Source organism: Nitrospirillum bahiense (assembly GCF_007828025.1).
Classification (GTDB): Bacteria; Pseudomonadota; Alphaproteobacteria; order Azospirillales; family Azospirillaceae; genus Nitrospirillum; species Nitrospirillum amazonense.
Window position 1 is genome coordinate 1 of sequence record NZ_VITO01000018.1, and the last position, 12,693, is coordinate 12,693.

Genomic DNA, 12,693 nt, shown 5'->3' on the forward strand with positions numbered 1-12,693 from the left:
GCCGTTCGTTGTCGCCCGCCGCGTCGGTGAACGGGGTTATAGTGACCTCACCGGGGGGCTGTCTACAGGAATTTTGCAGTCACATGACGATTTTTGCCGAACCATGACCACCCCACCGGAGGCACCGCCGTTACGCGCGCACATCCCCTATATATGCTCGTGCGCGCGCGTAGACAGGATGTCCGGTCAGGCGCTTTAACCACCCCAGGCCTGCAACGGGGACGGGGCGCCGCCACCTTGCCCCAATTTCGCCACCACCGCCGGGTAGGAGGCGGCCCGTCGGCGGTACCCAGCCTGCCCCTGCGGGGACGGACTCAAACGCCATCGTCTTTCAAGTCCTATTAACGTGTCGTACGTAGGATGTTCCCGTTGACAGTGGCAATCGCGTCACGCGAGGATTGGCCTAACCGGTGGCCAGGCTTTCCGCGCCTTTTGGCAGGTGAACCTAGGCCCATCGGACGAGAAGAAGCTGGGGCGTTACGACCTGCCGGATCCCCGGACGATGAACCGGATTTCGGCGTTTCCAGTCGTCAGTTCCTCTCCCTCGACATCGGCCCCGTCACGCAAGGGCGGGACCGGTTGATGAGGATTTTCGTGGTGCGTCGGCACCACGGCCAAGGCCGTTCAACCGGGCGGCCCGTCGACACCGTGCCCGTGCCCTGGAAGCAGGTGCCCGGGAAACAGCGCCCGATGGGGCCCATGTAGCCTTTGAGGTTGAGGGTTTTGACGATGCGGTTTGATTTGGGGGAGTGGGGGCCTTGCTGAAGCGCATCGCCGTGACATCGGCCGTCGCCCTGACCCTGGGCGGCGTCGTCTCCCTGGCGTCCCTGGACGACACGGGCAGCGTGGCCGTCGCCCCCCAGGCGCTGCCCCCTGCCCCGCCATCGGACGTGGATCCCGACCTGGCCGCCGCCGCCGCCGCGGCGCCCAAGGACCAGCAGGTGCCGCAGCAGACCGCCGTTGCCGCGGCCGATCCGGCACCGCAGGCCGGCAAGCCCCTGTCGGTCGATCCGGTGGAGCGTCGCCACGTCAATGTCGGCCGGGGCGACACCCTGATGCAGGTGCTGATGGATGGCGGCGTGCCCGCCGACAGCGCCCAGAACGCCGTCAGCGCCCTAAGCGGTGTCTATGACGTGCGCCGCATGAAGGCTGGCCAGGGCATCACCGTGCTGTTCGACCACAGCGAGGGTGACAAGTTCATCGGCCTGGAATTCCAGCCGGCCGCCGAGCGCGCCGTGTCGGTCGCCTTCAACGGCGGCCGCTATCAGGCCCGCCAGGTGGACAAGCCGCTGGAGAAGAAACTGATGGCCGCCCGCGGCCGCATCACCAGCAGCCTGTCGGAGGCGGCCAGTGCCGCCGGCGTGCCCTACCCCGTGCTGGACGCCTTCATCAAGCGCTACGCCTACGATGTCGACTTCCAGCGCGACCTGCAGCCGGGCGACACCTTTGAAATCCTGTTCGAGCGCTATTACACCGAGGACGGCCAGCCCGCCCGCGACGGCGACATCCAGTTCGCCTCGCTGACCCTGTCGGGCAAGGAGAAGGCCATCTACCGCTACCAGGCGTCCGGCAGCACCGCCGATTATTATAACGCCTTGGGCGAGAGCATCCGCCGCGCCATCCTGCGCACCCCCATCGACGGCGCCCGCGTCACCTCCGGCTATGGGATGCGCATGCACCCGGTGCTGGGCTACAGCAAGATGCACAAGGGCAAGGACTTCGGCGCCCCCGTGGGCACCCCCATCTATGCCGCCGGCGACGGCGTGGTGGAGCAGGCGGGGCCCTTCAGCAGCTATGGCAACTACGTCAAGCTGCGCCACGGCAACCAGATGGAAACCGCCTATGGCCACATGAGCCGCATCGCCAAGAACTTGCGCGCCGGCATGCGCGTGGCCCAGGGCGACGTGATCGGCTATGTCGGCGCCACCGGCCGCGCCACCGGCCCGCACCTACACTTCGAAGTGCTGCGCGGCAACCAGCAGATCAATCCCGACAGCAAGGAGGCCAAGATCGAAGCCGGCCGCAAGCTGGACGGGAAGGACCTCAAGCAGTTCCAGGCCATCGTCGCCGAGGACCAAGAGGCCTTCCGCGATCTGCAGGGCGGCAACGGCAGCACCCTGGTCGCCGTCAAGCCCGGCACGGGTCACGTGGTCCAGGCCGCCGTGAAGCGGCACTGAGCATAAACGCCCCGATCCATAAAATTCAGGGCCGGTCCTTCCTGGGGACCGGCCCTTCACCTGTCAGCGTTCATACGTGCGGCATTTGATCGTGACCGCTCAAATCCCCCCTCCGGCGCCGGGCGCGGCCATCTGGCCGCTTGGCTTATCCTCGATTTCCAGTCCGCCTTCGGCTCCCCAGAAATCTCCGGCGCCCGCAGTCGCGGGCTACAGCGGCACAAGCCCCCGTCTCGTGCCGCTGGTATCAGAACAGTACCGTTCAATGCACGGTGGGCGGCTGGCCCCAGAGGCTTTCGCCGGCCGGCGGCACCTTGATGGCCTCACCGTTCAGGACCAGGCCCTCCGGCCCGGCGGAGACGGTGATGGTCTCCCCATCGTTGATGCGGCCTTCCAGGATGCGAGTGGCCAAGGGATTCTGCAGTTCCCGCTGAATCACCCGCTTCAGGGGCCGGGCGCCATAGGCCGGGTCGTAGCCGGCGTCGGCCAGCCAGCGCAGGGCCGCGTCGTCCAGCTCCAGCGTCATATTCCGCTCCGCCAGCATGCGCCGCAGGCGGCCCAGCTGGATGTTGACGATGCCGGCCATGTGCGGCCGCGACAGGCGGTTGAAGATCAGGATCTCATCCAGCCGGTTCAGGAACTCCGGCCGGAAGGAGCCGCGCACCACCTCCAGCACATGGGCGTGCGCCGTGGCCACCGCCGCCGCGTCCGCCCCGTCGGCCAGCGCGGCCAAGGCCTCGGACCCCAGGTTGGACGTCATGATGATCAGCGTGTTGCGGAAGTCCACCGTACGGCCCTGGCCGTCGGTCAGGCGGCCGTCGTCCAGCACCTGCAGCAGCACGTTGAACACGTCGGGGTGGGCCTTTTCCACCTCGTCGAACAGCACGACCTGGTAGGGCCGGCGGCGCACCGCCTCGGTCAGGGCCCCGCCCTCCTCATAACCGACATAGCCCGGCGGGGCGCCGATCATGCGGGCGACGGAGTGCTTCTCCATGTATTCCGACATGTCGAGGCGGACCATGGCCGTCTCGTCATCGAACAGGAATTCGGCCAGGGCCTTGGTCAGCTCCGTCTTGCCCACGCCGGTGGGGCCCAGGAACAGGAAGCTGCCGATGGGGCGGTTGGGGTCCTGCAGGCCGGCGCGGGCGCGGCGCACCGCGTTGGACACGGCCACCACCGCCTCGTCTTGGCCCACCACGCGGCTGTGCAGCTTCTCCTCCATGCGCAGCAGCTTTTCCCGCTCGCCCGTCAGCATCTTGTCCACGGGAATGCCGGTCCAGCGGCTGACCACGGCGGCGATGTCGCCATCGCGCACTTCCTCGTTCAGCATGCGGTTGCCGCCGGCCTCCTCCGCCTCGCGCAGACGGCGCTCCGTCTCCGGGATGACGCCGTAAGTCAGCTCGCCCGCCCGCGCCCAATTGCCGGTGCGCTGGGCGTTTTCCAGCTCCGCCCGGGCCTGTTCCAGCTGTTCCTTCAGCTTCTGGGCGCTGGACAGGGTGTCCTTCTCCGCCTGCCACTGGGCGGTGAGGTTGCCCGACTGCTCCTCCAGCTCGGCCAGTTCGGTCTCCAGCTTGACCAGCCGGTCCTTGGAGCCCTGGTCGGTCTCGCGCTTCAGCGCCTCGCGCTCGATCTTCAGGCGGATGATCTGGCGGTCCAGCTCGTCGATCTGCTCGGGCTTGCTGTCCACCACCATGCGCAGCCGGCTGGCGGCCTCGTCCACCAGGTCGATGGCCTTGTCGGGCAGGAAGCGGTCGGTGATGTAGCGGTTGGACAGGGTGGCGGCGGCCACGATGGCGCCGTCGGTGATGCGCACGCCATGGTGCAGCTCGTACTTCTCCTTCAGGCCGCGCAGGATGGAGATGGTATCCTCCACCGTCGGCTCGGCCACGAAGACGGGCTGGAAACGCCGGGCCAGGGCCGCGTCCTTCTCGATGTACTTGCGGTATTCGTCCAGCGTCGTGGCACCCACACAGTGCAGTTCACCGCGCGCCAGCGCCGGCTTCAGCATGTTGGAGGCGTCCATGGCGCCGTCGGCCTTGCCGGCCCCCACCAGGGTGTGCAGCTCATCGACGAAGACGATGACCTCGCCCGCCGCGGACTGGATCTCCTGCAGCACGGCCTTCAGCCGTTCCTCGAACTCACCCCGGAACTTGGCGCCCGCCACCAGGCCAGCCAGATCCAGCGCCATCAGGCGCTTGTTCTTCAGGCCTTCCGGCACGTCGCCGTTGACGATGCGCAGGGCCAGGCCTTCCACGATGGCGGTCTTGCCCACGCCGGGCTCGCCGATCAGGACGGGGTTATTTTTGGTGCGGCGGGCCAGCACCTGGATGGTGCGGCGGATTTCCTCATCGCGCCCGATGACGGGGTCGAGCTTGCCGTCACGCGCCGCCTGGGTCAGATCGCGGGCGTATTTCTTGAGGGCATCATAGCTCTGTTCCGCCGACGCGCTGTCGGCGGTGCGGCCCTTGCGCAAGGCGTTGATCGCCTGGTTCAGGGTCTGCGGCTTGGCGCCGGCCTCGGCCAGCACCTTGGCAGCCGTCGTGCCCTCGGCCATGGTCAGGGCCAGCAGCAGCCGTTCCGCCGTCACGAAGCTGTCGCCCGCCTTCTGGGCCAGCTGCAGGGCGCTGTCGAACACCTTGGCCAGCTCACGGCTGAGGCTGATCTGCCCGGCGCCGGGGCCGGATACCACCGGCACCTTGGCCAGCGCCGCCTCGACGCCCGAAAGGGCGCGGGCCGGATCGGCGCCGGAGGAACGCAACAGGTTGGCCGCCAGGCCTTCGCTGTCGTCCAGCAGCACCTTCAGCAGGTGTTCAGGGTTGAGGGTCTGGTGTCCGCCGCGTAGCGCCAGCGTCTGCGCCGCCTGCACGAAGCCACGGCTGCGCTCTGTGAACTTCTCGAAGTCCATCGCAAAAAGCTCCTAGTGTCAGCCGGAGCGTCCGCCAGGCAGCCCGTTCCAGCCATGATCCACGACAATTGTGCGATCCGAAGGATGCACCAGCGATATGGGGCCTGAGCCCGCCAGCCGCAAGCCCGGTCACACGCCCGTTCCTACATCTACCCCGCCCTACATCTAATTGTCGTCGACCTGTCCCCGACCGTTCGTTGACAAGCGGCGGGGGCGATCCCTTAGACTGGCCCCATGATGACGACCGTTTCCATCCTGCACTATTTCCCCGTCAAGGGGTTGTCCGCCCAGACCCTGGAGGCGGTCACGCTGACCCCTGGCCAAGGCATGCCGCAGGACCGGCGCTTCGCCATCACCCACGGCGCCACCACCTTCGACGTGGTCAGTCCCGCCTGGCGGCCCAAGAGCAACTTCCTGGCCCTGATGCGGGACGAACGGCTGGCCACGCTGGACGCGCGCTACGACGCCGCCAGCTGCACGCTGGTGCTGCTGCGCAACGGCAGGCAGGTGGCCAAGGGGCGCATCGACACCCCCACCGGCCGCCTGCTGATTGAGCAATTCCTGGCCGCCTATATGAAGGACGCGGCCGTGCCACCACCCTACAAGGTGATCGAGGCACCAGGCCACATGTTCAGCGACATCGAGGAAAAGGCGGTGTCGCTGATCAACTTGGCCAGTTGCAAGGACCTGGAGCGGGTGACCCAGACGCCGGTGGATCCGCGCCGCTTCCGCGGCAACCTGCTGCTCTCGGACCTCGCCCCCTGGGCGGAGGCGCAGTGGGTGGGCAAGCGCCTGCGCGTGGGCGAAACCCTGTTGGAGGTGTTCAAGAACATCCGCCGCTGCGCCGCCACCGAGGTCAACCCGGTGACCGGCGAGCGCGACATGCCCGTTCTGAAATCCCTGATGAACGGCTACGGCCACGTCAATTGCGGCGTCTACGCCCGCGTCATCGAGGGTGGAACGGTGCGGCCGGGCGACACCGTCACGGTGGTCGAGGCTTAGCGCGGCGCCCCGGGCTGGCGCAGCGGCGCCGCCGCAGCGAAGGCATCTATCTCCATGCAGGCGTTGAAAATGCGGTCGATGGTCGGATAGTCGGCCGGGGAGATCTGGAACCCCTGGGCACCGGTCACGTGGCTCATGAGGCACAGGTCCGCGATCGTGGGGCTGTCGCCGTGGCAGAAGCGGCCGACGGCGGGATCGCCGGCCAGGCGGGCCTCCCCTTGCGCCAACCCCTCGCGAAACCAGTGCCGCACCCAATCGGTGTGATCCACACCGAAGGCGGCGGCCAGATGGCGCCGCACCCGCGGCACGATCAAGGGGTGATGGTCGGCCGCGAAGCCGAGCGCCAGCGCCCGGACCCGGGCCCTGGCGCGCACGCCGGTGGGCAGCAGCGGCGGGTCGGGGTACATCTCCTCCAGATATTCCAGGATGGCCAGCGATTGGGTCAGCGGCGGCCCGCCATCCACGAACAGCGCGGGCACGGCCGCCGCCGGATTGACGGCCAGGAAGGCCGGCGCGTTCTGCTCCCCGGCGTCGAGATCGATCATCGTCTCCTCGACCGCCAGGCCCTTGAGGTTCAGCGCCGCACGCACACGGAAAGCGGCGGCCGAGCGCCAGAAACCGTACATCTTGAACATGAGGCAAGGGTCCTTTCAGGTCAGCGGCTCAGGTCAACGGCGGGCACCATAGGCTTTCGCCGGCGCCAAGCCGGCTTGGCCTTTGGCAAGGCGCGCTTGCGCCGGTGCAAATCCAGCGGCGTTGCTGGGCCGCCAAATGCGCCTTACTTTGCAATGGCGCAAAGACAGGGTGCATTCGGGCAGCCGACCTTGCACAGGAACAAGCGACATGGACTGGAACAGCTTCCGGCTGATCCTGGCGATCAGCCGGACGGGATCGCTGAAGGGTGCCGCCAAGACACTAGGACACGATCATTCAACCATCTTTCGCTGGCTGAACGCCCTTGAGGCGACGTTCCAGGTCCAGCTGTTCGAGCGCAGTGCCGGCACCTACCGCCCGACGGACGCGGGGGAGCGTATGCTGCTGGCAGCCGAACGCATGGAAGAGGAAGCCCTGGCGCTGGACCGGGACATCACCGGGCGGGACACCCGCCTGTCCGGAAACCTCAGGATCACCTGCTCGGAAAGCCTGGCCTACCGGCTGCTGAACGACCTGCTGGTGGAGTTCCGCGCCCGGCACGACGGGATCTCGATCGAACTGCTGGTCGACAACCGGCAGCTGGACCTGCTGCGCCGGGAAGCGGACATCGCCATCCGCGCCACGCGGCCGGCCGAGGGCGACCTGTTCGGCCGGCGCCTCGCGGATACCGCCTGGGCCCTGTACGCCAGTCCGGCCTATCTGGCCGGCAAGCCCGCCCCCGTGGCGCCGGGGTTCGCGGGACACAGCTTCATCGGCTGGGACACGGCCGCCACCGCCGCCGCCGCGACCTGGCTCACCGACATGGTGCCGGGGGCCACCATCGTCTATCGCTCCAGCAGCCTCATCAACCAGATGATGGCGGTGAAGGCCGGGATCGGGCTGGCCCTACTGCCCTGCTACCTGGGTGACCCGGAAGCGGACTTGGTACGCGTTACCGGTCCCGAGGGCGGGTTGACGCGCGAGCTGTGGCTGATCACGCATCGGGATCTGCGCAACACCGCGCGCGTCCGCGCCTTCTTCGACGTCGTCGGCCAGGGTCTGGTCGCCCGCCGCGACCTGCTGGAGGGCAAGGGTTAAGGGGTGGATTCGACGCCGGTCGCGGCCTGGGCATCAAGCCGTGCCCCCAGCTTCTTGGGCGCCACGGCCTGGTAGCTTTCCCTGATCCAGGCCCGCAGCAGGTCCAGCGGCACGTCCTCGCCCGCGCCGAATGTGGCGGTGATCCAACCCGCGCGCCCCAGGCCATACCCCGTGGGCGCACAGTTGGCCATATCCAGCGCGAAGGGGCCGGAGCGAGGCAGCTTCACCGTCACGTGGCAGCCGGCCGCCCCGTCCCGGCCCAGGAAGACGAAGATCTTCTGCCGCACCTTCACCACCGTCTCCCCCCAGGGATGATCCTCCCACGCCTCGGGATACGTCAGGGCATGGGCCAGCAGATCGGCCAAGGGGGAGTCCGGAAGCGAAGAGGCGCCGGTCACGGCTTGGGCTCCGCCGGGGCCGGGCCGGGCGCGGGTTCGGCGGGCGCGGCCGCCACCGCTGGCAGGTTCTCCGCCTTCCAGCGCATGGCGCGCAGGATGCGGTTGTAGCCCGAGGGATGGTCGTAGAACACGATCTCCTCCCACCTTCCCGGCTGCAGCTTGCGATATTCGGCCAGCTTCAGCGCCACGGTGGCGAAGCCGTCCGGCTCGCGCGACAGGTTCAGGCCGAAGGCGTCGGCCTCCGCCTCCTGCGTGCGGATGATGGTGTTGAGCACGGGCGTCAGCACGAAGAAGTATGCGGTGAACAGGATGACGACCAAGGGCAGGCCCGCCACGTCGCCCAGGCCGGTGATGCCCCAGCGCCCGCCGCGCGTCAGCCGGCCGAAGACCCGATCCACGAACAGATAGCCCAAGCAGACCAGGAGGGAGAGGTAGAGCAGGAGGACAAAGACGTGATTCAGGACGTAATGCCCCATCTCATGCCCCATCACCGCCTTGATCTCCGCCAGGGTGCAGCGCTGCAGCAGCGTGTCGGTCAGGGAGATGCGGGTGGTGCCGAACAGGCCGCTGACATTGGCGCTGATCTTGTTGGACTGGCGAGAGGCGTTGAACTCATAGACGTCGGTGGCGGGCACTTCATTGGACCGCGCCATGGATAGCAGGGCCTCGCGCACCGGGCCCTGTTTCATCGGCTCATATTTATTGAACAGCGGCGCCACGAAGACCGGGGTCACCACGATCATGAGAACCAGCACCACCACGCCGAAGGCGCTGGCCCATATCCACCAGCTTCGGCCCAGGCGGCGGACGATAGCGTAGAGCACCCAGACGACCAGGGCGCCGATCAGGCTGGAAATGGCCAGCTGGATCATCTGGTCGCCGAACCAGTCGCCGAAGGTCTGGTTCATCAGGCCGTATTGCCGCTCACGGTACCAGTCGGCATACGCGACGTAGGGCAGGCTGAGAACATAGTCGATGACGGTGTAGGCGATGAAGAACACCGGCGTGGCGAAGCGGCCCAGGCCGGCCAGCCGATCCCGCAGGCGCCGCGCCAAGCCGCCGGCCAGGAATACGGCCGCCACGGCCAGCGACACCAGGAAGCGCCACAGCTGCAGCCAATAGCCGCCCTCGAAATAGGCGTTCGACTTGGCCCGTGCGTCGGCGGGCACCGTGTCCAGATAAGCCTGCGTTGCCGCCACCGGGTCGAACGCCGCGGCGTTCGCCGCCACCGGGACCAGGCAGGCCCCCAGCGCCGCGCCTAAAATACCCACGGCTACCGCCGCCCCCATGCCCTGTCCCCAAACCTTCATAACCGGCCTCGATCCTTGCGCGCCGCGCCCCCTGGGCGGCGCTTATTGACCGACAGCGTAGAAGGCGGAAGCCCATCTGGATAGAACCAGTTCGCCTAAATCTTACAGAGCCTTGGGCAGGCGCGACTCCGGCGTGGGCGGCGCCAGGTCCTCATACAGCGCCTGGGCCTCCGGTGCCGGGCCGCGGCGGGTGCCCAACGCCAGCACCTTGATGACGCGGATATGGTTGCCCAGGGGAAAGGTCAACACATCGCCCGGCCGCACGGTGTGGTGCGCCTTGGTGATGGAGGTGCCACCGCAGCGGATGGCGCCGGAGCCACACAGCTTGGCGGCCAGGCTGCGCGACTTCAGGAAGCGGGCGTACCACAGCCATTTGTCCAGCCGCAGCCGGCCTTCGGCCAGGTCGGCCGCATCCTCGTCATCCGGGCCGGCACCCTTCCCGTTTCCCTTAGCCATGTCGCGCCGCCGCCTTTGCCATCACCGCCACGCCCCCCATCAGGGCACCTCCACCAAGGTCCGCAAAATGCTGAAAGGATGGTCGCTGGGCGGCACCGCCTGGGGCGCGGGCGCCGCCTTCCCGCCAGACCTGGTTCCCACGTGATTCGCCGCCGGCGCCGGGCTGGGCTTGGGTCGCCGTCGCTGCCAGGGGGCCGGCTCCCCCTCCGCCTTGGGTTGCCCCAGACGGTAGCCCAGCGCGGACATCAGGGACGGCACCTCCGACCGGGGCACGCCCAGGCTCAGCACCAGATCATCCACGGCGACCAGCGGCCCGGCCTTGGCCCGCCCGGCCAGGGATTTCTCCAGCCGGTCCACCATGTCGATGCGCATGGCGCGGGATCCCAGGGGAACGTAGCCGATGGCGGCCAGGAAATGCGGCGGCAGGTCGCCGACGACCAGGGTCACGCGTCCGGGTGGCGGCACGGCCACGGGCGTGGCGTGTGCCACCGACCACAGCAGCCCGCGCAAGGCCACCGCCGCCGGCCGCGTCAGCGCCGTCAGGAACACCTGGCTGAAGCCCAGGCGCAAGCCCAGGGCCGCCAGGCGCCGCCGGTCCTCCTTTGTCAGGGTGGCGATCAACGGTTCCAGTGCTGCGCGGGGCAGGCCGCCCAGCGCCTCCGCCACCTGGAAGGCGATGCCCCGGCCGGCGCCGGACAACTCCCCGCCCCGCGCCGCCGCGGCCAGCGCCGCGAGGGGGGCCAGCACCCGGGCCACGTGCGCCTCAACCCAGCGTGTCAGGCGGGCCCGCACAGGTTCGCGCTGGCCGGTCTGCAGGAAATCGTCGCCCACCAGGCGCACCAAGGGGGCCAGCGGCGTGGGCCCCGGCGCCAGCACGCCGATCACGGCGCCATCCCAGCTGAGCGCCCCACCGCCGTCCAGGGTGATGGCGGCGTCGGGTGCCGCCTCCAGCGCGCGCACCCGCTGATTGATGACGTCGCCCAGGGCGCGGCGGGCGGCGGTGGTGATGGCCTTGGCGTCGGCCGCCGGCACGTCGGCGTCCAACTGGAAGGCCACACCGTGCAGCCGGCCCACCGGGTGGCCTTCCACCAGCACGCGGCCGTCGCGGTCCACCGCCCCCATCAGGTCGCGCCCGTCGGCCAAGCGCTTCACCAGGCCGGCCGAGCGCTTGTCGACGAAGCGCTGGGTCAGGCGCTCATGCAGGGCGTCGGACAGCCGGTCCTCGATGGCGCGGGTGCGCTCCTGCCAATGGACGGCATCGTCCAGCCAGCCGGGACGGTGGGAGATGTAGGTCCAGGTGCGTATATGGGCGATGCGCGACACCAGGGTGTCGATGTCGCCCTCGCCCCGATCCAGGCGGGCCACCTGGGCCGCCACCCAATCCAGCGGCAGCGTGCCGGCCGGCCCGTCGCGCAGATACTTGAAGATCTGGGACAGGAGGCGGGTGTGAGCGTCGGACAGCACCTTGCGGAAGTCCGGAATCTGGCAGACCTCCCACAGCAGGCGCACCGCCAGGGGGTTGTTGGCCAGGCGCATGAGGTCGGCGTCCTGCGCCAGCGCCTGCAAGGCCAGATGGTCGTCCGCCTCCCGCGCGCGGATCAGCACAGGCGACGGCGGCCGTTCCTCCAGCGCGCGCAGCAGGGCCTGGGGGCTACGGAAATCCAGGTCGACGTTGCGCCACATCAGGGTCTTCAACGTCTCGAACTTATGGTTCTCCACCGCGTCGATCATCTCGGGATCCAGCGGTGGCGCCTCGTCCGTCGTGCCGAAGGTGCCGTCGGTCAGGTGCCGGCCGGCGCGGCCGGCGATCTGTGCCACCTCCGGTGCGCGCAGGCGGCGCGGCTGCTGACCGTCGAACTTGGACAGGCGGGCGAAGGCCACATGGTCGACGTCCATGTTCAGGCCCATGCCGATGGCGTCGGTCGCCACCAGGTAATCCACCGCCCCTTCCTGATAGAGCTGCACCTGGGCGTTGCGGGTGCGGGGGCTGAGGGCACCCAGCACCACCGCCGTGCCACCGCGGGTGCGGCGCAGCAGTTCCGCCAGGCCGTATACGTCGGCGGCGGAGAAGGCCACCACGGCGGCGCGGGGCGGCAGCTTGGTCAGCTTCTTGTGCCCGCTGTAGGTCAGGCTGGAGAAGCGGGGTCGCGACACGAACTCCGCCTTGGGGATCAGCTTCTGCAGCAGCGGCTTGATGGTGTCGGAGCCGAGGAACATCGTCTCCTCCGTCCCGCGCGCGTGCAGCAGGCGGTCGGTGAAGATGTGCCCCCGCTCGGGATCGGCGGCCAGCTGGATCTCGTCCACCGCCAGGAACTGGGCCACATGGTCCAGCGGCATGGATTCGACGGTGCAGATCCAATAGCGGGCACCGGGGGGGATGATCTTTTCCTCCCCCGTCACCAGGGCCACCTGGCCCGCCCCCTTGGCCCTGACCACCTTGTCGTAGTTTTCCCGCGCCAGCAGGCGCAGCGGGAAGCCCATCATGCCGCTGGCGTGGGCCAGCATGCGTTCCATGGCCAGGTAGGTCTTGCCGGTGTTGGTGGGACCCAGCACCGCCACCACCCGCCCGCCCGGCAAGGCGCCCACGCTGTCGGCGGCCCGCCGCGGAGCGGGCAGGGCGGAGGCTGGAGAGGGGCGGGGACGGTCGCTCATGACACTCAGTGTTGGGGCGGCGGCCCCCAAAAACAAGACGGCGTGTTTGAGGGCCCCTCGCATGA

Annotated in this window: 9 protein-coding genes; 3 read left to right on the forward strand and 6 right to left on the reverse strand. The window is 68.7% G+C overall.

All coding sequences use genetic code 11. The features are described 5' to 3' along the window. The first annotated feature begins 749 nt into the window (after positions 1-749). Positions 750-2,177, forward strand: coding sequence for a peptidoglycan DD-metalloendopeptidase family protein (locus FBZ88_RS22085; RefSeq protein ID WP_145619294.1), 1,428 nt, complete (start codon positions 750-752; stop codon positions 2,175-2,177). A 259-nt stretch (positions 2,178-2,436) separates the two neighbouring features. Here the strand turns inward: FBZ88_RS22085 and clpB are convergent, their stop codons facing one another. After that, positions 2,437-5,079, reverse strand: a complete 2,643-nt coding sequence (clpB, locus tag FBZ88_RS22090; protein ID WP_145619295.1) for an ATP-dependent chaperone ClpB — start codon at positions 5,077-5,079, stop codon at positions 2,437-2,439. Positions 5,080-5,313: 234 nt separating this feature from the next. Between clpB and FBZ88_RS22095 the strand changes: the two genes are divergently transcribed. Beyond that, positions 5,314-6,081 carry an MOSC domain-containing protein gene (locus FBZ88_RS22095; RefSeq protein ID WP_145619296.1) on the forward strand — a complete coding sequence of 256 codons (768 nt, stop codon included), beginning with the start codon at positions 5,314-5,316 and terminating at the stop codon, positions 6,079-6,081. Here the strand turns inward: FBZ88_RS22095 and maiA are convergent. Next, positions 6,078-6,716 (reverse strand): maleylacetoacetate isomerase, encoded by a 639-nt coding sequence (gene maiA / locus FBZ88_RS22100; protein WP_145619297.1) that lies wholly within the window; start codon positions 6,714-6,716, stop codon positions 6,078-6,080. The two genes, FBZ88_RS22095 and maiA, sit on opposite strands and share 4 nt — an antisense overlap. Before the next feature lie 208 nt (positions 6,717-6,924). Between maiA and FBZ88_RS22105 the strand changes: the two genes are divergently transcribed. After that, entirely contained in the window at positions 6,925-7,812 is an 888-nt protein-coding gene (locus tag FBZ88_RS22105) for a LysR family transcriptional regulator (protein WP_145619298.1), read from the forward strand. Here FBZ88_RS22105 and FBZ88_RS22110 read toward each other — a convergent pair. From FBZ88_RS22110 to FBZ88_RS22125, 4 genes are all read right to left on the reverse strand, one after another. Further along, on the reverse strand, positions 7,809-8,210 hold the full coding sequence (locus FBZ88_RS22110; RefSeq protein ID WP_211102766.1) for an MmcQ/YjbR family DNA-binding protein: 402 nt from the start codon (positions 8,208-8,210) through the stop codon (positions 7,809-7,811). The two genes, FBZ88_RS22105 and FBZ88_RS22110, sit on opposite strands and share 4 nt — an antisense overlap. Further along, positions 8,207-9,520 carry a M48 family metallopeptidase gene (locus FBZ88_RS22115; protein WP_211102767.1) on the reverse strand — a complete coding sequence of 438 codons (1,314 nt, stop codon included), beginning with the start codon at positions 9,518-9,520 and terminating at the stop codon, positions 8,207-8,209. The genes FBZ88_RS22110 and FBZ88_RS22115 overlap by 4 nt, the downstream gene beginning before the upstream one ends. A gap of 102 nt (positions 9,521-9,622) precedes the next feature. Further along, the gene (locus FBZ88_RS22120) at positions 9,623-9,976 is read right to left on the reverse strand and encodes an RNA-binding S4 domain-containing protein (protein WP_145619299.1); all 354 of its coding nucleotides are present in this window, start codon (positions 9,974-9,976) and stop codon (positions 9,623-9,625) included. A 39-nt stretch (positions 9,977-10,015) separates the two neighbouring features. Continuing rightward, positions 10,016-12,628: a helicase-related protein gene (locus FBZ88_RS22125; protein ID WP_246138802.1), complete on the reverse strand. Its 2,613-nt coding sequence runs from the start codon at positions 12,626-12,628 to the stop codon at positions 10,016-10,018. Positions 12,629-12,693: the final 65 nt, after the last annotated feature.